22 protein-coding genes and 2 pseudogenes are annotated in these 20,351 nt (G+C 73.9%); 12 read left to right on the top strand and 12 right to left on the bottom strand.

The annotated features are described in order from the left end of the window. Nucleotides 1–9: 9 nt before the first annotated feature. Both IE260_RS16460 and IE260_RS16455 read right to left on the bottom strand, forming a co-directional pair. A complete protein-coding gene (locus IE260_RS16460) occupies nt 10–759 on the bottom strand; it encodes a putative protein N(5)-glutamine methyltransferase (RefSeq protein WP_229880814.1) in 750 nt (249 codons plus the stop codon). Between the two features lie 244 nt (nt 760–1,003). Continuing rightward, on the bottom strand, nt 1,004–2,065 hold the full coding sequence (locus tag IE260_RS16455; RefSeq protein ID WP_189872472.1) for an ABC-2 transporter permease: 1,062 nt from the start codon (nt 2,063–2,065) through the stop codon (nt 1,004–1,006). 96 nt (nt 2,066–2,161) lie between these two features. On the opposite strand from IE260_RS16455, the gene IE260_RS16450 reads away from it, so the two are divergent. The 6 genes from IE260_RS16450 to IE260_RS16425 all read left to right on the top strand — a co-directional run bounded on the left by IE260_RS16450 (nt 2,162) and on the right by IE260_RS16425 (nt 7,072). Continuing rightward, nucleotides 2,162–2,635: a MarR family winged helix-turn-helix transcriptional regulator gene (locus tag IE260_RS16450; RefSeq protein WP_189872742.1), complete on the top strand. Its 474-nt coding sequence runs from the start codon at nt 2,162–2,164 to the stop codon at nt 2,633–2,635. Between the two features lie 107 nt (nt 2,636–2,742). Next, the gene (locus IE260_RS16445) at nt 2,743–3,348 is read left to right on the top strand and encodes a sulfite oxidase-like oxidoreductase (protein WP_189872470.1); all 606 of its coding nucleotides are present in this window, start codon (nt 2,743–2,745) and stop codon (nt 3,346–3,348) included. A gap of 4 nt (nt 3,349–3,352) precedes the next feature. Further along, the gene (locus IE260_RS16440; protein WP_189872468.1) at nt 3,353–4,129 is read left to right on the top strand and encodes a ferredoxin reductase; all 777 of its coding nucleotides are present in this window, start codon (nt 3,353–3,355) and stop codon (nt 4,127–4,129) included. Between the two features lie 242 nt (nt 4,130–4,371). After that, nucleotides 4,372–4,956 (top strand): Rv1733c family protein, encoded by a 585-nt coding sequence (locus IE260_RS16435; protein WP_189872466.1) that lies wholly within the window; start codon nt 4,372–4,374, stop codon nt 4,954–4,956. Between the two features lie 266 nt (nt 4,957–5,222). Beyond that, the gene (locus IE260_RS16430; protein WP_189872464.1) at nt 5,223–6,191 is read left to right on the top strand and encodes an acetylxylan esterase; all 969 of its coding nucleotides are present in this window, start codon (nt 5,223–5,225) and stop codon (nt 6,189–6,191) included. A 143-nt stretch (nt 6,192–6,334) separates the two neighbouring features. After that, nucleotides 6,335–7,072, top strand: a complete 738-nt coding sequence (locus IE260_RS16425) for a GntR family transcriptional regulator (protein ID WP_189872462.1) — start codon at nt 6,335–6,337, stop codon at nt 7,070–7,072. Here the strand turns inward: IE260_RS16425 and IE260_RS16420 are convergent. Further along, complete coding sequence (locus IE260_RS16420) at nt 7,050–7,820, bottom strand: class I SAM-dependent methyltransferase (RefSeq protein ID WP_189872460.1); 771 nt, start codon at nt 7,818–7,820, stop codon at nt 7,050–7,052. The two genes, IE260_RS16425 and IE260_RS16420, sit on opposite strands and share 23 nt — an antisense overlap. 398 nt (nt 7,821–8,218) lie before the next feature. Between IE260_RS16420 and rho the strand changes: the two genes are divergently transcribed. Then, complete coding sequence (gene rho, locus IE260_RS16415) at nt 8,219–9,355, top strand: transcription termination factor Rho (protein ID WP_189872458.1); 1,137 nt, start codon at nt 8,219–8,221, stop codon at nt 9,353–9,355. A 111-nt stretch (nt 9,356–9,466) separates the two neighbouring features. Beyond that, complete coding sequence (locus IE260_RS16410; RefSeq protein WP_189872456.1) at nt 9,467–10,651, top strand: D-alanyl-D-alanine carboxypeptidase family protein; 1,185 nt, start codon at nt 9,467–9,469, stop codon at nt 10,649–10,651. Here IE260_RS16410 and IE260_RS16405 read toward each other — a convergent pair. Genes IE260_RS16405 through IE260_RS16395 form a run of 3 tightly spaced genes read right to left on the bottom strand, consistent with a single transcriptional unit; the run spans nt 10,537 to nt 14,227 of the window. Continuing rightward, nucleotides 10,537–11,751, bottom strand: a complete 1,215-nt coding sequence (locus tag IE260_RS16405) for a glycosyltransferase 87 family protein (RefSeq protein WP_229880810.1) — start codon at nt 11,749–11,751, stop codon at nt 10,537–10,539. The two genes, IE260_RS16410 and IE260_RS16405, sit on opposite strands and share 115 nt — an antisense overlap. Then, entirely contained in the window at nt 11,748–13,388 is a 1,641-nt protein-coding gene (mptB, locus tag IE260_RS16400; protein ID WP_229880807.1) for a polyprenol phosphomannose-dependent alpha 1,6 mannosyltransferase MptB, read from the bottom strand. The genes IE260_RS16405 and mptB overlap by 4 nt, the downstream gene beginning before the upstream one ends. After that, nucleotides 13,295–14,227, bottom strand: a complete 933-nt coding sequence (locus IE260_RS16395; RefSeq protein ID WP_189872454.1) for a glutaminase — start codon at nt 14,225–14,227, stop codon at nt 13,295–13,297. The genes mptB and IE260_RS16395 overlap by 94 nt, the downstream gene beginning before the upstream one ends. A 113-nt stretch (nt 14,228–14,340) precedes the next feature. Here IE260_RS16395 and IE260_RS16390 point away from each other — a divergent pair, with 113 nt between their 5' ends. Continuing rightward, entirely contained in the window at nt 14,341–15,387 is a 1,047-nt protein-coding gene (locus tag IE260_RS16390) for a fatty acid desaturase family protein (RefSeq protein WP_189872452.1), read from the top strand. 13 nt (nt 15,388–15,400) lie between these two features. Here the strand turns inward: IE260_RS16390 and crcB are convergent, their stop codons facing one another. The 5 genes and pseudogenes from crcB to IE260_RS16365 all read right to left on the bottom strand — a co-directional run. Next, nucleotides 15,401–15,775 (bottom strand): fluoride efflux transporter CrcB, encoded by a 375-nt coding sequence (crcB, locus tag IE260_RS16385; RefSeq protein ID WP_189872449.1) that lies wholly within the window; start codon nt 15,773–15,775, stop codon nt 15,401–15,403. After that, nucleotides 15,772–16,146, bottom strand: coding sequence for a DUF190 domain-containing protein (locus tag IE260_RS16380; RefSeq protein ID WP_189872447.1), 375 nt, complete (start codon nt 16,144–16,146; stop codon nt 15,772–15,774). The genes crcB and IE260_RS16380 overlap by 4 nt, the downstream gene beginning before the upstream one ends. Beyond that, nucleotides 16,143–16,607, bottom strand: a complete 465-nt coding sequence (locus IE260_RS16375; RefSeq protein ID WP_189872445.1) for a fluoride efflux transporter FluC — start codon at nt 16,605–16,607, stop codon at nt 16,143–16,145. The genes IE260_RS16380 and IE260_RS16375 overlap by 4 nt, the downstream gene beginning before the upstream one ends. A 171-nt stretch (nt 16,608–16,778) precedes the next feature. Next, nucleotides 16,779–17,066, bottom strand: coding sequence for an ArsR family transcriptional regulator (locus tag IE260_RS16370; RefSeq protein WP_189872443.1), 288 nt, complete (start codon nt 17,064–17,066; stop codon nt 16,779–16,781). Nucleotides 17,067–17,267: 201 nt separating this feature from the next. Then, a pseudogene (locus IE260_RS16365) lies at nt 17,268–18,011 on the bottom strand (beta-galactosidase trimerization domain-containing protein); the annotation flags it as partial. Here IE260_RS16365 and IE260_RS16360 point away from each other — a divergent pair. Beyond that, nucleotides 18,012–18,608, top strand: a pseudogene (locus IE260_RS16360) (LacI family DNA-binding transcriptional regulator); the annotation flags it as partial. It lies immediately after the preceding pseudogene. A gap of 80 nt (nt 18,609–18,688) precedes the next feature. Continuing rightward, nucleotides 18,689–19,087, top strand: a complete 399-nt coding sequence (locus tag IE260_RS16355) for a MarR family winged helix-turn-helix transcriptional regulator (RefSeq protein ID WP_189872441.1) — start codon at nt 18,689–18,691, stop codon at nt 19,085–19,087. Between the two features lie 34 nt (nt 19,088–19,121). Here IE260_RS16355 and IE260_RS16350 read toward each other — a convergent pair whose 3' ends face one another. Continuing rightward, nucleotides 19,122–19,523: an SseB family protein gene (locus IE260_RS16350; RefSeq protein WP_189872439.1), complete on the bottom strand. Its 402-nt coding sequence runs from the start codon at nt 19,521–19,523 to the stop codon at nt 19,122–19,124. A gap of 229 nt (nt 19,524–19,752) precedes the next feature. Between IE260_RS16350 and IE260_RS16345 the strand changes: the two genes are divergently transcribed. Next, a complete protein-coding gene (locus IE260_RS16345; RefSeq protein WP_189872437.1) occupies nt 19,753–20,334 on the top strand; it encodes an AMIN-like domain-containing (lipo)protein in 582 nt (193 codons plus the stop codon). The last annotated feature ends 17 nt before the right edge of the window (nt 20,335–20,351 follow it).

Below are 20,351 nucleotides of genomic sequence, written 5' to 3'. Positions count from 1 at the left end.
CGGCGCCCGTTACGGCCGGACGCCGATCACCACGTGCGCGTACAGCTCCTCGGAGACGGCGAGGCGGGTCGTCAGGCCGCTGCGGGCGAAGGCGGCGACCGCGGCCGGCGCCTGGCGTTCACTCGTCTCGACCAGCACACAGCCGCCGGGCGCGAGCCAGCCGGGCGCCTCGGCGGCGACGCGGCGCAGCACGTCGAGGCCGTCGGGGCCGCCGTCGAGGGCGACGAGTGGTTCGTGGTCACGGGCCTCGGCGGGCAGCAGGGCGACCTCGTCGGTGGGGACGTAGGGCACGTTGGCCGCGAGTATGTCGACCCGGCCGCGCAGCGCGCCGGGCAGCGCCTCGAACAGATCGCCGGTGTGCACCAGGCCGCCGGCGGCGGCGAGGTTTCCCCGGGCGCAGCGCACGGCGGCCGGGTCGACGTCGGCGGCGTGCACCTCCGGCCGGCCCAGCGCGGCGGCCAGGGCCGCGCCGACGGCCCCCGAGCCGCAGCACAGGTCCACGACGACGGCCGCGTCCGGCGCGTGGGCGAGGGCCTGGGCCACGAGGAACTCGGTGCGGCGGCGGGGCACGAAGACACCGGGCTCGACCGCGATGCGCAGCCCCCGGAACTCGGCCCAGCCCAGGACGAGTTCGAGGGGCAGGCCGGTGACGCGGCGGTGCACGAGGGCGGCGAGCTCCTCGGGCGTGCGGGCGGCGGTGAGGATCAGCTGCGCCTCGTCCTCGGCGAAGACGCAGCCCGCGGCGCGGAGCGCGGCCACGACGGAGTCACGCGAGGAAGAGGAAGGAGACGAAGGAGAGGAGAAAGGTGAAGCGGGAGACAGGGGAGGCATGGAAGCCGAGAGCCTTTCGGGAACCGAAGGGCGCTCTCCCGGTCACCGGCCGACGGTGACCGCACTGCCGTGGGAGGAGAACACCCGGGCCGACACAGCGGTAATGGGTCTCACCTCCTCGGCGTCCGACGGCCGGGACGATCCGCGGCCGACGGTCACACTACCCCAACGATCAGACCCCGACGGTCTCCTCGGCCTCTTCGTCCGCCTCCTTCTCGGCCGCCTCGACGGCCTTCCGTTCGTCCGGCTTCGCGTGCTTCGGCAGGGCGGTGGCAGGTGCCGCCGCGCGCTCGCGTACGGCGGCGGCCGCCACGACCGCGAGGCCGAGCAGCAGCCAGGTGACGAGCGTCCGGACGCCGCGGCCCAGTCCGTCGCCGTCGAAGTAGAGCAGGCTGCGCGCGCCCTCGACGAACCCGGCGCCGTTCCAGAAGGCGTGCAGGGTGCCGAAGAAGCCGTTCTGCAGTTCGGGCCGGAACAGGCCGCCGGAGGAGGTGAAGTTGAGCATCACGAACAGCACCATCATGGCGAGCGTGGTCCACCGCCCGAGGAAGGTGTGCAGCCCCACGCCAATGAACAGGATGCCCGCGGCGTAGAGCCACGCCAGGCCCCACAGGCCGGCGAGGTCGTGGTGCGCGAGGTGGAAGACCGGTCCGGCGAGCAGGGCTCCGATGCCGCTGACCACGACCGAGACGCCGAGCGTCAGCAGCGCCCGGATCCGCATGGGCAGGGCGGACCCGGCGGCGCCGAGCGCGGCCACGGACGCGTAGGAGCCGATGCTGACCGCGATCAGCAGGAAGAACAGACCCTGTCCGGTCGGGTCGTCGTCGACCGGGGTGGCCACGTCGGTCACCTTCAGCGGGACGCCCTGCCGCTCGGCCAGGGGGGAGAAGACCTTCTCCGCCGCCATGGCGCCCATGTCGGAGGCGGCGGTGGCCACGACGACCTCGGGCGCGTGGGTGCCGGGCACGTAGGCGCCGGTGATGTCCCGGGACTTCAGCAGGCCGACGGCCTCGGCCCGGGTCGCGACGGTCCGTACGTCGAGTGCGTCCCCCGCCTTGTCCTTGACCGACTGGGCGAGCACCTTCGCCTCGGGTCCGGAGCCGACGACGGCGACCGGCAGGTGGTTCGGCTCGGGGGTGACGAAGGCCCCCATGTACGCGAGCCCCATCCCGATGCACATCAGCAACGGGGTGATCAGGTGCGTGAGCACGTGGCGCAGGGCGTACGACCTCATCGGCTCGCATTCCTCCAATGGTTGGCTTATACAACTCTCTTTTCAAGTTGTACTATACAACCAAGATGCGAAGGAGGACCCGTGACGGCAGCCGAGATGTCCGGTGAGAGGACTGTCGCCCCCGGCGACTTCGCGGCGGACACGGCCGTGGAGACCATCCAGCGCGAGATGACGGCCTTCGCCCGCCGCGCCCGCGCCTCGGCGGGGCGCATGCATCCCGAGCTGTCGCTCGTGTCCTACACGCTGCTCGGCCATCTGGAGGAGAGGGGCGGCTGCCGGGCCACCGACCTGGCCGCCCACTACGCGCTGGACAAGTCCACCGTCAGCCGCCAGGTGGCCGCGCTGGAGCGCACCGGCCTCGTCGAGCGGCGCGTCGACCCGGACGACCACCGCGTCCAGGTGCTGCACCTGACCGAGTCGGGACGGCGCATCCTGGCCCAGGTCACCGAGAGCCGGCGGACGGCCTTCCGGGAACGTCTCGCGGACTGGCCCGCGGAGGACCTGACGCGCTTCGCCTCGTATCTGGAGCGGTACAACGCGTGGCCGGAGCCGGAACCCGGGAACGGCTGAGGCACCGGGGGCGGCGGCCGGCCCCGCCGGGGCACGTACGGTTGACCGAGTACACACCGATCCGCCGATCCGGGCGCCCTGCCCGTCGGCCCGAAAGGCCCCACCGCATGAACATCACCCGAGGCTTCACCGGGCGTCCGCGCGCCGCCCGGCCGGGACTGCCGCCCGGGCAGTACGACGCCGGCGACGACTGGCCCGTACTGTCCGCCGAGGTCACGCCCGACCTGTCACCCGACGACTGGTCCTTCCGCATCGGCGGTCTGGTGGCCGAGCCCCGCTCCTGGAGCTGGGCCGAGGCGGGCCGGATGCCGACGTCGGCGTACGAGGGCGACATCCACTGCGTGACGGGCTGGTCGAAGTTCGGGGTGCGCTTCGCAGGGGTCCCGCTGGACGCCTTCCTGGATGCGGCGGGCCCGCTGCCGTCCGCCACGCACGCCGTCGCCTACGCGCACACCGGCTACACGGCGAACCTCCCGCTCGCGGACCTGACCGGCGGGCGGGCCTGGATCGCGCGGGAGTACGACGGGCGGCCGCTCGCCCCCGAGCACGGGGGCCCGGCGCGGCTGGTGGTGCCGCACCTGTACTTCTGGAAGAGCGTCAAGTGGATCGCGGGCCTGGAACTGCTCGACCACGACGAGCCGGGCTTCTGGGAGCAGAACGGCTACCACGCGCGCGGCAACCCCTGGGAGGAGCAGCGGTACTCCGGTGACTGAGACGGTGACTGAGACAGCGACGCACACGGCCGGGGGCTTCGCTCCCCCGACGCGGTTCGCCGTGCCCGGGCGCATCGCGGTGAGCGGCCAGGTGGCCGGCACGTGGCAGACCGCCACGCTCACCGAGATCCGCCGCGAGACGCCGCGCGCCGCCACCTTCCGGTTCGCCGTGCCCGGCTGGGCGGGCCATCTGCCCGGCCAGCACCTGATGCTGCGGCTGACCGCCGGCGACGGGTACGTGGCCCAGCGCCACTACTCACTGGCGTCCGCGCCCGACGACTCCGGGCACATCGAGCTGACCCTCGACCATGTCGCCGACGGCGAGGTCTCGGGCTGGTTCCACACGGTGGCCCGGCCCGGTGACCGGATCGAGGTGCGAGGTCCGCTGAGCGGCTTCTTCGCCTGGCCGGGCGACCGTCCCGCCCTGCTGCTGGGCGCCGGCTCCGGGGTCGTCCCGCTGATGTCGATGGTGCGGCACCACCGGGCGCGGGGGCTGACGGTGCCGCTGCGGCTGCTGGTGTCCGCGCGCAGTCCGGAGGAGCTGATCTACGCGCGGGAGCTCGGTGCGGAGACGACACCCGTGTTCACCCGGAGCGCCCCGGACGGGGCGCCCGTCGGGCGGCTGGCGGCGGCGCACCTTGCGCCGCTGCTGGCCGAGCCGCCCGGGGGCGGCTGGGAGGCGTACGTGTGCGGCTCCAACGCCTTCGCCGAGCACGCCTCGCGACTCCTGGTGGCGGCCGGACAGCCGGTGGACCGCATCCGCATCGAGCGCTTCGGCTGACGCGACCGCGAGGCCGTCCCGTCCGGGGGTTTCCCCCTCGCACCGTCGGGCACCTGTCCGGCGGCGCGAAGCGGTCGTCCGGCGTTGCGGGGTGGGCGACGCGGTGAGCGAGTCGCGCCCACGGGGTACCAGTCCTGTGCGGGCACTCGCAGCGCGTGACGCGATGCGGAGGGAACGGCGGCCCCACCTTCGTACGGCCGTCCGTCCGGCCCTCCGGTCACGATGATCGCGAGGAGGTCGAGATGGGAACCCGGGTGCGCGGCTGGCGGTGGCGGCGCAATCCGCTGCGGCGCCGGTCGGACGTCGTCGAGGCGTGGACGGTGCTGGCCGTCGCGGTCCTGCTGTTCCTGGGGGCGCCGCTCCTCGGAGCGGCCTCCGCATGGTGGGCCCACGGCCAGGCCCAGGAGACGGCGGCCGCACAGCGGGCCGATCGCCACCGCGTCAGCGCAGCGGTGGTCGGCAGGAGTCCCGACGCGCTTCCCTCGGTGAACACCGGCGGCCAGCACTCCTACCGTGCGACCGTGCGCTGGAGCGAGCCGGACGGTGCGGAGCGGACCACCATGGCGCGGGTTCCGGCCGGCACACGGCACGGTGACGTGGTCGACCTGTGGCTGGATTCGCGTGGCCGCAACGTGCTGCCGCCGATGGGTGACTCGGCCGTCTGGCAGCACACGGTCACCATCGGCGTCTGCGGCACGGTCGGCGCGGCGCTCGTGGTCCTCCTCGGCAACTGCGTCGTACGCCGGGCGGCCCTGCGGCACCGGCTGGCCGAGTGGGAGCGCGAGTGGGCCCGTACCGAGCCGCAGTGGACGCACCGCCGGGCCTGACGCGGCACTCGTTCCGCTGCGGTCCCGCACCTCCGGCCTCCGATGACCCGACCACCCGTTCCCCGCCATCGCCCCCAGGGGCACACGCTTCCCGCCGGTCCGACGCCGTCCCCCTGTTGACCTGCTGTTCGGCGGATCGGGGTAGCGAGGCACCGGGTCCGCCCGGAGGTGAGCCCGGCAGAGACCTGGCGAGTCCTCCGACCACACACGTACCGTGTGATCATCCGGCACCCCTCGCCCTGTCTCTTCCGCAAAGGCGGTTCTCGATGGCCCTGTTCGACCTTCCTCTCGACGAACTGCGCGCGTACCGCAGCGAGTCCGGTGCACCGGAGGACTTCGACGCGTTCTGGACCAAGACACTCCAGGAAGCCCGGGAGTACGACCTGGACGCCCGCTTCGAACCGGTCGACACGGACTTGTCCACGGTGCGGGTGTACGACGTGACGTTCGCCGGGTTCGGCGGTCACCCGGTGAAGGGCTGGCTGATCCTGCCCGCCTCGGCCGAGGAGCCGCTGCCCCTGGTCATGGAGTTCGTCGGTTACGGAGGCGGGCGCGGCCTGCCGCACGAGCACCTGCTGTGGGCGTCCACGGGCCGGGCCCACTTCGTGATGGACACGCGGGGTCAGGGCAGCGCCTGGGGCGGCGGGGGCGGGACGGCGGATCCGGTCGGCGGCGCACCCTCGTACCCGGGGTTCATGACGCGCGGCATCGACGCACCCGAGAACTACTACTACCGCCGGGTCTTCACCGACGCCGTGCGCGCGGTCGAGGCGGCCCGTTCGCACCCCCTGACCGACGCGTCGCGCACGGTGGCCCTCGGCGGCAGCCAGGGCGGCGGCATCACGATCGCGGTCGGCGGCCTGGTGCCGGACCTGACGGCGGTCGCGCCGGACGTTCCGTTCCTGTGCGACTTCCCGCGCGCGACGACGCTCACCGACCGGCACCCGTACCGGGAGGTCGGGCTGTACCTCAAGACGCACCGCGGCCGCGCCGAGGACGCCCTGCGCACGCTGTCCTACTTCGACGGCGTGCACTTCGCGGCGCGCGGCCGGGCGCCCGCGCTGTTCTCGGCGGCCCTGGAGGACCAGACGTGCCCGCCCTCGACGGTGTTCGCCGCCTTCAACGCCTGGGCGCACGAGGACAAGGCGATAGAGGTCTACGCCTTCAACGACCATGAGGGCGGGGGTCCCTTCCAGCAGGCCGCCCAGCTGCGCTGGCTGCGCTCGTACGCGTGAGTCCGGCCGACCGGGCGCGGGTGTGCGGGGCCGGTTTCGGCCGATCCGGCGGACCGGTCTTCCCAACTGGTTTAGACCAATGATAGTCCTGGTGACGCACCGAGCCCGCATGGCTGCCGAACGTCACCGACAGGAGGGGCGGCATGGCCCGCACCACCCCGCACCACCACCCGCTCGCACAGCCCTTGTACTCACGGATCGCCGTGGAGCTCCTCGGCGAGCTGGCCGACGGCACCGTGCCGCCGGGCGGGCGGCTGCCGGGCGAGCGCCGGCTGGCGGAGCACTTCGGGGTCAGCCGGGAGACCGTACGGCAGGCGCTGGAGGTCCTGCGCCGGGACGGCCTGATCACCACCGACCGGCGGGGCAGCCACGCCACCCTGACGGGCCCGCCCGCCCGCAGGCCGTCGTCGCTCACCTTCCCGGTCGGTGCGCGGGCGGCGGTCCCGGGCGCCGTCGACCGGGCCACGGTCACCTGGGAGGCCCCGCCGCCGGAGCACGCCGAGGCGCTGGGCCTCGCGCCGCACCGGCCGACGCTGGTGCACCGCTACGAGTCCGCCACCGCCGACGGGCGGGGCCGGCGCTCGGCTGTGACGTCGTTCTCCGCCGTGGCGCTCGCCGAGGTCGAGGAGCTGGCCCGGTACCGCGACCGCGCCCGCGGCGGCGCGGCGGCGCAGCTGCGGCGGGCCTACGACTGGATGCCCAGCGCGGGTCTGACGCTGCATCACCGCGACTCGATCACCCGGCTCGCGGGTGCCCCGACGGTACGGGTGACCCGCCGGGTGCACGACCAGTACGCACGTCCTCTGGAGATCACCGACCTCCTCGTCGACGCCCAGCAGGAAGCGCTGGTCTACGAGTTCACCCTGCCGGCGGCGGCCTGAGCCCGTCTCCGCCGGACAGGGCCCGGGCCGGTCTGCGCGCCACGACCAGCCGGACCCGCGGACTGCCGTCGGGCCGGCGGCCGAACCCCGGCAGGGCGTGCAGCTCCACCCGGAACCCGGCGCGCGCCAGCTCCCGGCCCACGTGCCCGAGCCGGAACGTCCGGTAGTACATGACGAACGGGGGCCGCCACAGCGCGTTGCGCACCCGCATGGCCGCGTCGAAGCCGAGCAGCGCCCAGTACCCCGCGGAACCGGGGCGCGGCGGTGCGACGACGGGGAAGGCGAAGCAGCCGCCCGGGCGCAGCACCGAGTACACCTGCGCGAACAGGCCCGGCAGCTCGCGGGGCAGGAAGTGCCCGAACGCACCGAAGCTCACCGTGAGGTCGAAGGCGGGCCCGAACGGCAGGGCACGGGCGTCCGCGCGCACCCAGGACACCGCCGGCCCCGGGGGCCGGGTGCGCTCGCGCGCGACCGCCAGCATGCCCGCGCTGAAGTCGAGCCCCGTCACGCTGTCCCGGCACACCCGGGCCAGCACGTCCACGCCCGCGCCCGTGCCGCAGCACAGGTCCAGCCCCGCGCCGAACGGCCCCAGCGGCGCCAGAGCGGCGGCCACGGCGTCCAGCACCGATTCCGGCGTCCGGTACGGGGTGTGGTCGAACTTCGGGGCGAGCAGGTCGTAGCCGCGCTCGACCGACGACAGCGCCTGGACGGCGAGTTCGCGCAGACTGGGGCCTTCGGGGCTGAACATCGTGTCAGCCTAGAGGAGCGCGCCGCTTCAGCACCGCGAGCACCCGCGCACCACGGGACGGAACAGACGCGGCACCGACTGCGTTGAGCAGGGTGCGACGAAGCCGAACGTCCCGCCCCACCGCCACACCACCGCCCTCGGTGGTACAGTGCGGACAGTACCTGTCTGCGCCCTCGTTCCGGGCGCCGGTGCTGTTTCCCCTTCGGTTCGCCGATCCGCCCGTCCTTGATCGACCGGCGCGGTCCGCTTCCCGGCACAACCTCGTGAGCAAGGTCTTCCTGCCGTACCCGAGGTGCTGTTCCCCGCCGTCCTCAGGCCCGGTCGTACGACCGCCTCGCACGGCTTCTCCCCTTCCTTCCGCATGTCCCATGCCCGCGTCCCCGAGAGGACCGACCACCATGACCATCACACTCGAGCACCCTCCCCTGCACCAGTCCCCGGCCGAGATCGCCACCGGTGTCCTCGACATCGACGCGGGCGGGAAGGGCCACCTGCGCACGGAGGGTCTCCTTCCGGAACCGTCCGACCTTCCTCTGTCCCCCACGCTGATCCGCCGGTACGGCCTGCGCAAGGGAGATCTGGTCGAAGCCGTGCGCGGCGACCGGCGGACGACGGACGTCGTCCGGGTCGACGGCCGCACACCCGACCGGCTGCGCGGCCGCCGGCACTTCAGGGACCTGACACCCCTGCATCCGTACGAGCGCCTGCGGCTGGAACACCCGGCGGCCGGCCTCACCGGCCGCGTCACCGATCTGATCTCCCCGGTCGGCAAGGGCCAGCGCGGGCTGATCGTGGCTCCCCCGAAGACCGGCAAGACCGTCCTCCTCCAGCAGATCGCCGCCGCCGTCGCCGGCAACCACCCCGACTCCCGGCTGATGGTGGTGCTGCTCGACGAACGACCCGAGGAGGTCACCGACATGCGGCGCTCCGTACGCGGCGAGGTGTACGCCTCGACCTTCGACCGGGCGCCGGCGCAGCACATCGCCCTCGCCGAGCTGGTGATCGAGCGGGCCAAGCGGCTCGTCGAGGCGGGCGAGGACGTCGTCGTGCTCCTCGACTCCCTCACCCGGCTGTGCCGGGCGCACAACAACGCCGCCTCCTCGGGCGGTCGGACCCTCAGCGGAGGTGTCGACGCCGGTGCGCTGCTCGGGCCGAAACGCCTTTTCGGCGCGGCCCGGCAGGCCGAGGAGGGCGGCTCGCTCACCATCCTCGCCACCGCCCTGGTGGAGACCGGCTCGCGTGCCGACGACTTCTACTTCGAGGAGCTGAAGAGCACCGGCAACATGGAGCTGCGCCTGAGCCGCGAGCTCGCCTCGCGGCGGGTCTTCCCGGCCGTGGACCTCACCGCCTCCGGCACCCGCCGCGAGGAACTGCTGCTGTCCGCCGCCGAGTCCACCGCCGTGCGCGGGCTGCGGCGTGCCCTGCAGTCCCGGGACGACCGGTCCGCGGTGGAGACGCTGCTGGAGCGCATGCGCCGGACACCGGACAACGCCACGTTCCTGCGGCGGATCCAGCCGACGCTGCCCGCCGACTGACCGATCGCCGTCCGACGGACCGCCGGCACCGCATACGGCATCCGGGTGCTCACGGACGCGGCTCGGCCCGGGCAGCCCGGCGTTGCCGGGGCACGTTCCTAGGTTTGCAGTATGACTATCGGATTCTCATCCCGGGCGGCCCTGTCCACCTGTGTGTTCTGCACGGCGGGCCTGCTGGCGCTCGCGCCCGCCGCCACGGCGGCCCGTACGGGACGGCCGGACCCCGGTCCGCCCGGCGGGCCACGGGCGACCGCGCCGCATCCGTCCTTGCTGTACCGCTCCGGCACACAGGTCCGGCTCCACCCCGGGGCGCCGGAGGTTCCCGATGTCTCGGCCCTGTCCTGGGTGGTGGCCGATGCCCGCACCGGCGAGGTGCTGGCCGCGCACGACGCGCACCGCAAGCTGCCGCCCGCCAGCACCCTGAAGACCCTGTTCGCCCTCACCGTGCTCCCGGTCCTCCCGGGGGGCGTCCGCCACGAGGTGAGTGCCGGCGAACTGTCCGGCGTCGGTCCCGGCAGCAGCCTGGTCGGCGTCGTCGAGGGACTCAGCTACCGGGTCTCCGATCTGTGGAACGGCGTCTTCCTCAACTCCGGCAACGACGCCGTCCACGTGCTGGCCGCCCTCACCGGCGGCTGGGACGCCACGGCCGCCCGGATGCAGGCCGAGGCCCGGGAGCTCGGGGCCCGCGACACGCAGGTGCGGTCCCCCGACGGCTACGACGCCCCGGGTCAGGTGTCGTCGGCGTTCGACCTGGCGGTGTTCGGCCGCGCGGGGCTGCGCAACCCCGACTTCGCGCGGTACTGCGCCACGATCGACGCGGTGTTCCCCGGTCGCGACGGGGGCACGTACGGGATCCGGAACACCAACCGGCTGCTGACCGGTGCGGACGGTGTCGACCCGTACCCGGGGCTGATCGGCATCAAGAACGGCTACACCAGCAACGCCGGCAACACCCTGGTCGCCGCAGCCCGCAGGGACGGGCGCACCCTCGTGGTGACCGTGATGAATCCGCAGGCGGGCGGAGGCCCCCTCGTGTACGAGGAGGCCCGCGCGCTGCTCGACTGGGGCTTCGAGGCGGCCGGTCGGGTCGACCCGGTCGGCTCCCTCGACGCCGGGCGGACCCGGCCGCGACCGGGTCCGCAGGCCGTACCCGCGACGGCGAGCGCGGCGGCGAGGCCGTCTCAGGGCGGTCCGGGATGGCCGGAGACGGGGGCGATCGTGGGTGCCGCCGGGCTCGGCGCCGGCGTCACCGCCCTGGTCCTGCGGCTCACGCTCCGCCGCGCGGAGCGGGATTGACCCGTCGGCAGCCCCAGCAGCAGGCCGAGAGTGATCCAGGCGTAGGCGTTGGCGCCGAGGAAGCCGTCGAGGCCCGAGGGATCGTCGGTCCACAGCCACACCACGCTGGTGCACAGCACCGCGTACAGGGCGCCCGCGACGCGCGGGTGCCCGGCGCGGACCAGGACGGCGAAGGACGGCAGCAGCCACACCAGGTGGTGCACCCAGGTGATCGGACTGACCAGGCAGGCGGCCAGTCCCGTGAGAGCGAAGGCCGCCGTCCAGTCCCGCGCGGCCACCGCCCGCCGCGCCCGCCACGCCCACACGCACAGCACCAGCACGGCCACGGTCGCCCACACCGCGCGGTCCGGCTGGTCCAGCCGGGCCAGCACGCCCTGCAGGGACTGGTTGGAGACGTAGGCGAGGCGGCCGATGCGGTTCGTGTCCCACATCGCCTCCGTCCAGTAGAAGCGCGAGGCGTCCGGGGCCGCCCAGGCCGTGAGCGCGCTCGCCCCGGCGGCGACGGCTGTCGCCACACCGGCCGCACGCCACCGCCGGGCCAGCAGCAACAGGACGATGAACAGCGCCGGCGTGAGCTTGACCGCGGCCGCGAGGCCGATCCCGACCCCCGCCCACCGGCCCCGGCCGGTGGCCAGCAGCCACCCGTCGGTCAGGACGAGGGCCAGCAGCAGCACGTTCACCTGGCCGAAGCTGACGGTGTCGCGCAGGGGTTCGAACAGGGCCAGCGAACAGGCGCCCAGGGCGCAGCCGTACCAGCCGAGGCGCCGCCGGGCCGGCCCCACGAGGATCCGCAGGACGAGCGTCAGGGCCGCCAGGTTCAGCACCAGGGTGACGGCGACGGCGGCGCCCAGGCCGAGCAGGGCCATCGGCAGCATGGCGAGCGCCGCGAACGGCGGGTAGGTGAAGCCGTACGCCGTGCCGGGCACCCGGTAGTCGTACAGCCGCCCGCCGTCGTGGACCCAGTGGTGCACTGCTCCGTGGTAGACGCGCAGGTCGAACCAGTCCCGCAGCAGCGGCACCGTCGCGGTGAAGACGGTCACGGCGGCGGCGAGGACGAGGACCAGCAGCAGCCGGCCGCGGTCGGTGCGGGGCTGCCTCACGCCGCTCCTCCCGGCGCAGGGGCCGGCCGGGCGTGGCGGACCTGGTGTGCCTGCCAGAGCACGACCAGGGCGAGCACACCGCCACAGACCGCGGACGCTAGTTGCCCCGAGTCCACCGGGCCGCCGCCCGGCAGGGTGACGAGCGCGAGTACGCCGGTCACGGCGGCCGTGCGGTGCCGTACGGCGGTGCTGGGCGCGGCGGCGGCGATGAGGAACAGGCCCCACAGCGCGTACCAGGGGCGTATCGCCGGGCCGAGGGCGGCCACCGCGGCCAGGCTCAGACCGACCGCGTACACCGGGTGCGGGCGCAGCCGCAGCCAGATCACCAGCACGGCGACGACGGCGGCCACGACACCGAGAGCGTGCCAGGCCGGGACCGCCAGCCGTGCGAGGTCGCTGCCGAGATGCTCCAGGAGGGTGCGGCTGGCCCGGCCGAGGAGGCTGGTCAGGGCCCAGTTCCCGGTCGACACGGGGGTGTTGAGGGTGGCGGTCCAGCCGTATCCCGTGCCGGTGACGGCCGTGGCGGCGACGGTCGTGGCCAGCGCCGTGAGGGCGGTGGCCAGGACGGCCCCTGCCGGGCGGCGTCCCGCGCGGACCTGGAGCACGACGACCGCGGCCAGCCCGAGCACGGCAGGTGCCTTGACCAGTGCGGCGAGGGTGACGAGCACGGCGGCCGCCGCCGGCCACCGGCCCAGGGCGGCGACCAGGCCCATGCCGAGCAGCCCGAGCATGACGGCGTCGTTGTGGGCTCCCGCGACCAGATGCAGCAGCACCAGCGGGTTGAGGGCGCCGAGCCACAGGGCGGCGGCCGGGTCGGCGCCGCTGGCGCGGGCCAGGCGGGGCAGTGCCACCGCCATGAGCGCCACCCCGGCCAGCGCGACGAGGCGCATCCCGACGAGACCGGCGGGGAGTTCGCCGCGGGTGAGCCCGGACAGGGCGGCGGCGACACCGATGAACACGGGACCGTACGGAGCGCCGGTGTGCTGCCACAGCGGGGCGACCTCGGCCGCGAGCGGGCCGCCGAGCCGGGCCGGGCCTTGCGTGTACACGTCGATCTCGGCGTCGGCCATGGCGCCCTGGGCGAGGTAGCTGTAGACGTCGCGGCTGAACAGCGGCGGCGCGAGCAGCAGGGGCGCCGACCAGACGGCGAGGACGAGCAGCAGGGCGCGGGGGGTCGGCGGCTCCGGCCCGCGCAGCCGGCGGCCCAGCAGCACCCAGGCGGCGATGAGCAGCACGACACCGAAGTACACGGCGACCAGGCCGAGGGTGGCCGGTGCGGAGGCGGGAGGGAACAGTTCCCGCACGGGCAGGGCGCCGGCGGTCTCGCCGCCGACGGCGAGACAGGCGGTGCCGGCCAGGCCGATGGCCCGGCAGCGGCGGAGGTCGACGGAAGGCGGGGCGGACACCACGTGGTCAGCATGCCGGTGCCGGGTGGCCGGAAACCGACGCGCCGCCTTCCGGCCGGCGGCCTGCGTGTGGCCGCCGTGTGAGCGAGGAGGGAACGTCCGCGGGGACCGGTCCCCGCGGGGCCGGCCGCCCCGGCTCAGAACACCGACAGTCCGGTCAGCGTCGTGAAGCGGTCCAGGGCCGCCACGCCGGCCACCGAGTTGCCCCGCTCGTCCAGGCCGGGGCTCCACACGCACAGCGTGCAGCGGCCCGGTACGACGGCGATGATGCCGCCGCCCACGCCGCTCTTGCCCGGCAGTCCGACGCGGTAGGCGAAGTCGCCGGCCGCGTCGTACGTGCCGCAGGTCAGCATCACGGCGTTGACCTGCTTGGCCTGGCTGCGGGTCAGCAGCCGGGTGCCGTCGGCGCGGATGCCGTGCCGGGCCAGGAACCCGGTGGCCAGCGCGAGGTCGGCGCAGGACGCGGCGACGGAGCACTGCCGGAAGTACTGCTCCAGCAGGACGGGAACGGGGTTGTCGATGTTGCTGTACGACGCCATGAAGTGGCCGAGGGCGGCGTTCCGGTCGCCGTGCGCGGCCTCGGAGGCGGCGACCTCCTCGTCGTAGGTCAGGTCCGGGTTGCCGCTCTCCGCCCGCAGGAAGGCCAGCAGTTCACCGGCCGCGTCACCGGTGCGGGTGTGCAGCCGGTCGGTGACGACGAGGGCGCCCGCGTTGATGAACGGGTTGCGCGGGATGCCGTTCTCGTACTCCAGTTGCACCAGGGAGTTGAACGGGTTGCCGGACGGCTCGCGGCCCACGTGCTCCCAGAGGGCGTCGCCCTCGCGGGCCAGGTCGAGGGCGAGGGTGAAGACCTTGGTGATGGACTGCGTGGAGAACGGCTCGCGCCAGTCCCCCACGCCGTACACCGTGCCGTCCGGTTCGGCGACGGCCATGCCGAAGCGGCGCGGGTCGCAGGCGGCGAGCGCCGGGATGTAGTCGGCGGGCCGGCCGCGGCCGGGGGTCCGCTCGATGTCCTCGGCGATGCGCTCCAGGATCGGCTGGAAGGTCGTCGGCGCACTCATGATCGCCATTGTCCCTCCCGGCGGGTGGGGCGCGCCGGTCGGGGGACGGTGGGGCTGGCTCCACCCTCCTTCGGGGGCAGGCGTCATTCTGCGGCCGGAAAACCGTTCACATACTTGAGCGCATGGCCAATCCAATGGTGCTCACGGAGAACACGTCCACACGCGAAGGGGAAAGGGGAAGCGACTTTTCCGAACTGTCCCGCCGCATGACCGAGGCGGGGCTGCTCCGGCGCCGCCCTTTTTATTACACCGTGCGTTTCGCCTCCGTGGCCCTCACGCTCGGGGGAGGTGTCGCCGCCTTCCTCGTACTGGGGGACAGCTGGCAGCAGCTGATCGTCGCCGCCGCCCTGGCGGTGGTCTTCGGACAGCTCGGCCTGGCGGCACACGACCTGGCCCACCGGCAGGTCTTCTCCCGCCGGCGCCCCAGTGAAGCCGGCGGTCTGCTGGTCGCCAACCTGCTGCTCGGCATGAGCTACGGCTGGTGGATGAACAAGCACACCCGCCACCACGCCAATCCCAATCACGAGGGAAAGGACCCGGACGTCGCCCCCGACATCCTGGTGTGGTCACGCCGGCAGGCGAGCAAGGCTCAAGGAATTCCGCGCTTCATCGGAAAGCACCAGGCTGCCCTTTTCTTTCCGCTGCTCACCCTGGAAGGGCTCAACCTCAGTTTCAGCAGCTTCAAGGCGCTGCGCAGCCCGTCGATGAAGCGGCCGCTGCTGGAGGGGACGCTGCTCGTCGTCCATTTCGTCCTCTACTTCGGCGGTCTGTTCGCGGTGCTGTCGCCCGGCAAGGCGCTCGCCTTCATCGCCGTGCACCAGGGCCTGTTCGGGATCTACCTCGGATCGGTCTTCGCCCCCAACCACAAGGGGATGCCGATGATCGAGGAGGGCACACGGCTCGACTTCCTGCGCCGTCAGGTCCTCACCTCGCGCAACGTCCGGGGCGGTGTGCTCATCGACGCCTTCATGGGCGGGCTCAACTACCAGATCGAGCACCACCTCTTCCCCAGCATGCCGACGCCGGCCCTCGGCAGGGCCCAGGAGATCACCGAGCGGTACTGTGCCGAACTGGGCATTCCGTACCACCAGACCGGGCTGCTCGCCTCGCACCGGGAGGCGCTCGGCCACCTGCGGAGCGTCGGGGAGCCGCTGCGCAACGCCCGCTGAGGCGCGCGTGGTGTCACGCCCAGAGGGCCTCGGCCAGGGTGACACCCGCGAACGCCGCCCCCAGGCCGGCCGCCACGCTCGCCACCACGTTCGCGGCGGCGTGGAGGCGGGCGCCCGTCTCGGCCAGCCGCAAGGTCTCGTACGAGAAGGTCGAGTACGTCGTCAGGGCGCCGCACAGGCCGGTGCCGAGCAGCAGTTGGAGGCGGGAGCCGGCGGCTCCCGCCACCGCCGCGCCGGTCAGCAGCCCGAGGACCAGGCAGCCGACGACGTTCACGACGAAGGTGCCCCAGGGGAAGACGGAGTCGTGCCGCGACTGCACCGCGCGGTCGGTGAGATAGCGGAGCGGGGCGCCGACCATGGCGCCCGCGACGACCAGCAGCCAGTTCACGACGGCTTCTCCCCCTCCTGGGCGCCGGGTTCCGCCGCCCGCCCGGCGTACCGGACGACCTCGCAGTCGTCGAGGACCAACAGACCCTCGGTGACGAGTCCGTCGAGCTGCGGCAGGAAGGCCCGTACGCGCTCCTCCGTGTCGACGATCACGACGGCCACCGGCAGGTTCTCGCTCAGGGACAGCAGCCGGGCGGTGTGGACCAGGGACGAGGCGCCGAACCCCTCGATGCCGTGGAAGACGCTCGCGCCCGCGAGGCCCGCCGCGTGGGCCCGGTGGACGATCTCCGAGTACAGGGGCCGGTGGTGCCAGGTGTCGTTCTCGCCGATGAGGACGGTCATGCGCAGGGCGCTGCGGGTCGGCCTCGTCATGGCTGCCTCCGTGTCAGGACGCCGCGGGCCGCCCACGCGGAGAGCCACACCGCCGCGAGCGCCGCGAGCGGGGTGGCGGCGAGGTAGGCCAGGCCCGTACGGGCGTGGCCCGCGGCGAACAGCTGCCGGCTGTCGACGGCGTACGTCGAGAAGGTGGTGAAGCCGCCGAGCACCCCGGTGCCGAAGAAGGGCCGCAACAGGCGGTGGCCGGCCCGCAGCTCGGTGACGACCACCATCAGCACGCCGATGACGGCACAGCCGGCGGCGTTGACCCAGAAGGTCGTCCAGGGGAATCCGCCGGTCGGCGTGGGCCACCACAGGGAGGCCCCGTACCGGGCGGAGGCGCCGACGGCTCCGCCGAGCGCCACGACCGCCACGACGGGTGCCTGGCCACGCCAGTCGGGCCGCCGCCGCGCGGCCCGACGGACGCCGGGATTCCGGGTGGTCTCTGGCGCTGTCATGGCCGGTTCGTCTCCTGCTCGCCGGGCAGCAGGTGCCCCCGTTCGCACGTAGGGACCGTCGGCGGCGGCTGTGCCGCGGCCGGGGTACGGCGGGCCCCACCGCCGTGCCGCGGCGGTGACCGCGGCCGGAGGCCAGGTTAACGCCGGGACGGGCCCCGGTCACGCCGGCGCCTACCAGCCCTTCTCGAACATCCGGGCGACCTCGGCGATCCTCACCTCGTCGCGCCGGTAGTACGTCCGGCGGCGGATCCTGCTGGTGCGGAGCAGGCCGAGGTCCACGAGCAGTTCGAGGTGGGTCAGCGCCACCCGTCGGGGCACGCCCAGCTTCGCGGCGACGAGATCGGCGCCGACACCCTGTGCGGCGACGTCGGCGCGGCGCGCTCGCGGGAAGTGGACGCCGGGGTCCTTCAGCCACTCCAGGATGTCCAGACGCGTTCCGCCCACGGGAGTCCTCAGCATCCCGCCCTCCCTTCCCCGGGATGTCCCCGTACCTGCCCCCCAACTGTCCCGCAGCCGGGGCCCGGCTGTCCCGGACTCCGCGGCCCTTGTCCGGTACCGGATCGCCGTGCCGCGCGGTGTGCCGGGCAGGGGCGGTACGAGGGAGGGACGGCCCCTCCGCCCGCGGCTCGTGCGCTCGCACGGGCGGAGGGGAGTCGCGGCTCAGCCGTCGAGCCGGACGACCCGGACGGCTCCCGCCGGGACCGCGAGGAGGCCCGCGGCACGTTCCCCGGTCAGCAACTCGGTGCCCTGCGCCTCCAGCGGCACCTGGGGTCCGAGGAGTTGTGGTTGATCGCGAACAGGAAGGTGCCCGACTCGCCTGCGCGGCGCACCACTTCGACGTCCCTGGGCAGGTCGGCGCGCGGGGCGATGCGCGCGTCCTGCGCCGCCCGGCCGAGGAGCGCGTCCAGGCCCTCGGGGCCGAGGCGGGTGGAGACGTACCAGGCGGTGCCCTCGCCGAGGCGGTGGCGGGTGACGGCCGGCCGGCCCGCGGCCGGGCCGTCGGCGTACGTCCACACCGGCTCGGCGCCCCGGGGCACGACGAACTCCGTGCACACGTCGCCGGTCAGTGCGGAGCCGTCCGGGCCGGTGACGCGCACCCGCTCGTCCGCCAGCAAGGGTGGGAACTCCTCGACGGTGAGGCCGAGCACGTCCCTGAGCACACCGGGGTAGGCGCCCTCGTGCGCGGCGTCGTGCTCGTCGACGATGCCGGAGAAGTACGACACGACGAGGGTGCCGCCGCTCTCGACGTACTCCGCGAGGTCGTTCCCGGCGGCCTCCGTCATCAGGTACAGCGCGGGGACGACGACAAGGTGGACGGGCCCACAAGTCGGCTTCCGGGTGGGCGAAGTCGACCGTGAGGTGGCGGTCGTAGAGCGCCTCGTAGCAGGCGTCGGCGCGCTCACGGCCGAGGTACTGCGCACCGCGGGGGTGCCGCTGGTGGCGTGCGGCAAGCCGATCGGGCTCGGCTCGAAGGTGAGCTACGTGGCGGCGGACGACCGGGACGGCGCCCGGGACATGGTGCGGCACCTGCTGTCGCTGGGGCGCCGACGGGTCGGCGTGGTCACCGGTCCGCCGGACACCCCGGGCGGTGTCGAGCGCCTGGCCGGCTACCGGGAGGTGCTCACCGAGGCCGGAGTCGGGATCGACGAGCGGCACATCGTCTCCGGCGACTACAGCCGGGCCGACGGCGAGGCGGGCGCGGACCGGCCGCTCGCCCGGGCCCCGGACGTGGATGCGGTGTTCGTCGCCTCCGACCTCAAGGCGCAGGGTGTGCCGGCGGCACTGCGGCGGGCGGGGCGGCGGGTGCCGGAGGACGTGGCGGTCAACGGGTTCGACGACTCCCCCGCCGCGGTCGCCGTGAGCCCCGAGCTGACGACCGTCGGGCAGCCGTGGGACCGCATCGGTGCCGAGATGGTCCGGGTGCTGCTGGCCCAGATCGGCGGCGAGGACCCGGCGGCGGTGATCCTGCCGACGGAGCGGGTGCGGCGGCAGTCGACATGAGGGGCGCGGGTGCCGCAGACGCCCGTGGACGCACTAGTTGCACGCTCAATGAAAGACCGTTTCGGTGTTACCGTGCAGGTATGGCAGTGAAGGCGGCCGGCACGCGGCTCGAGGAACGGTGGCGCGGCATTCTCGCGGTGCACGCGCGGACGATGTGCGAGATCGACCGCGTACTGCACCCGCACGGCCTGGGTGCGAGCGACTTCGAGGTGCTGGACATCCTCGCGACCGCGGCGCCCGAGGAGGGCGACCAGTGCCGGGTGCAGAACCTGGTCGGCCGCGTCCACCTCAGCCAGAGCGCGCTGTCCCGGCTCATCGCCCGGCTGGAGAAGGACGGCCTGGTGGAGCGGTCCGTCTGCGTGGAGGACCGGCGCGGCGTCTGGGTCGCCCTGACCCGCCGCGGCCGCGACCTGCACGCCGAGGTGCTGCCGCTGCAGCGGGCCGTGCTGGCCCGCATGCTGGGCGACGAAGAGGTCTGATCCCGAACCCGGGGGCCCGCCCCGCGGACGGGCCCTACGGCCGGGCCAGCAAGGTGCGTACGCCGTCCGAGGTGAGCGTGAGGCGGTGCTCCGAGCCGGCGTCGATGGACAGCGACAGGTCGTCGGCCGGCCACTGCGCGGCGAGGGCACCGAGCGGCACCACACGGTAGCGGGAGACGAACGGCAACAGGTCGGCCATCTCCAGCTCCGAGGTGAACACGGGGACGACCTGTCGGCCGCCCTGCTGTTCCAGTACCGGCAGTGCCAGCATCGCGGGGTCGGCGGCGTCCTGGTCGCTCGCGTCGTCGGGCACCGGGACGAGCACGTCGCTGCTCGCGAGCGTGTCGAACGCAGCCGTGTTCTCGGTGTTCTCGGCGAGCGCGTCCAGAGCCCGCTGGGCGGGCGTGACGGGGTTCTCGTTCGCGGGTGTATCCATGGCAGGTTCCCTGGTAGCAGCGGTCGTGCGGCCCGCCCGGACCTGATCGGCGGGGGCGCGGTCCTGCCTCGCGTACCCGATCGTCCCGGGGGCAATCCTGTTCGACGCGGGCGGCTGCGGCGGCTTCCGGTCCGCCCCCGCAGGGGTGCATCTCCGTCAGGACCGCAACCTTTCGGTCAATCGACTTGTCTCCGTCAATACCGGAACATGTACATCCCAGGGGGACGCGATGCGACGAAGCAGAACGGCATGGGTGGCGGTGGTGCTCGCGAGCACCGCCCTGACGGCGACGGTCGCGGCGGACGCCGCCCCGGCCGGCACCGCGGCCCGGACCACGCAGTGCCCGGGCGGCTGGGGCAGCCTGGACAAGACCCGGGCGACGGCGACGACGACCCCGGTGAAGAACGTCAGGACCGGCCGTCACACGTGTTTCGACCGGATGGTCGTCGACGTGCCCGGCGCGCGTGCCGGCCGGCTCGGTCACACCGTCCGGTACGTCGACCGGCTCCATCAGGACGGCTCGGGCCGCCCGGTCCCGGTCGCCGGCGGGGCCGTGCTGGAGGTGCGGGTCGCCGCGCCCGGCTACCGGCCGGAGACCGGCTCCCCCACGTATCCCGGGCGGGTGGGCCGGCCGCTGCCGGGTGTGGACCTCGCCGGGTACCGCACCTTCAGGGACACCCGGTTCGCCGGCAGCTTCGAGGGCGAGACGCAGGTCGGGCTCGGCGTGCGCGCCCGGCTGCCGTTCCGGGTGCTGACGCTGGACGGCCACGTGGTGGTGGACGTCGCCCACACCTGGGACGCCGCGCGCTGAACCGGCCGGCTCCTCGC

The organism is Streptomyces viridiviolaceus (assembly GCF_014650995.1).
GTDB lineage: Bacteria > Actinomycetota > Actinomycetes > Streptomycetales > Streptomycetaceae > Streptomyces > Streptomyces viridiviolaceus.
The sequence above is the reverse complement of the archived record's forward strand: the minus strand, read 5'-3'. Positions and strand labels throughout refer to the sequence as shown.

Coding starts and splice junctions, on each gene's coding strand:
- IE260_RS16455 (WP_189872472.1), bottom strand. CDS start 2,065: ATGAGGTCGTACGCCCTGCGCCACGTGCTCACGCACCTGATCACCCCG.
- IE260_RS16450 (WP_189872742.1), top strand. CDS start 2,162: ATGTCCGGTGAGAGGACTGTCGCCCCCGGCGACTTCGCGGCGGACACG.
- IE260_RS16445 (WP_189872470.1), top strand. CDS start 2,743: ATGAACATCACCCGAGGCTTCACCGGGCGTCCGCGCGCCGCCCGGCCG.
- IE260_RS16435 (WP_189872466.1), top strand. CDS start 4,372: ATGGGAACCCGGGTGCGCGGCTGGCGGTGGCGGCGCAATCCGCTGCGG.
- IE260_RS16430 (WP_189872464.1), top strand. CDS start 5,223: ATGGCCCTGTTCGACCTTCCTCTCGACGAACTGCGCGCGTACCGCAGC.
- IE260_RS16425 (WP_189872462.1), top strand. CDS start 6,335: ATGGCCCGCACCACCCCGCACCACCACCCGCTCGCACAGCCCTTGTAC.
- IE260_RS16420 (WP_189872460.1), bottom strand. CDS start 7,820: ATGTTCAGCCCCGAAGGCCCCAGTCTGCGCGAACTCGCCGTCCAGGCG.
- rho (WP_189872458.1), top strand. CDS start 8,219: ATGACCATCACACTCGAGCACCCTCCCCTGCACCAGTCCCCGGCCGAG.
- IE260_RS16410 (WP_189872456.1), top strand. CDS start 9,467: ATGACTATCGGATTCTCATCCCGGGCGGCCCTGTCCACCTGTGTGTTC.
- IE260_RS16395 (WP_189872454.1), bottom strand. CDS start 14,227: ATGGCGATCATGAGTGCGCCGACGACCTTCCAGCCGATCCTGGAGCGC.
- IE260_RS16390 (WP_189872452.1), top strand. CDS start 14,341: ATGGCCAATCCAATGGTGCTCACGGAGAACACGTCCACACGCGAAGGG.
- IE260_RS16380 (WP_189872447.1), bottom strand. CDS start 16,146: ATGACGAGGCCGACCCGCAGCGCCCTGCGCATGACCGTCCTCATCGGC.
- IE260_RS16375 (WP_189872445.1), bottom strand. CDS start 16,607: ATGACAGCGCCAGAGACCACCCGGAATCCCGGCGTCCGTCGGGCCGCG.
- IE260_RS16370 (WP_189872443.1), bottom strand. CDS start 17,066: ATGCTGAGGACTCCCGTGGGCGGAACGCGTCTGGACATCCTGGAGTGG.
- IE260_RS16355 (WP_189872441.1), top strand. CDS start 18,689: ATGGCAGTGAAGGCGGCCGGCACGCGGCTCGAGGAACGGTGGCGCGGC.
- IE260_RS16350 (WP_189872439.1), bottom strand. CDS start 19,523: ATGGATACACCCGCGAACGAGAACCCCGTCACGCCCGCCCAGCGGGCT.
- IE260_RS16345 (WP_189872437.1), top strand. CDS start 19,753: ATGCGACGAAGCAGAACGGCATGGGTGGCGGTGGTGCTCGCGAGCACC.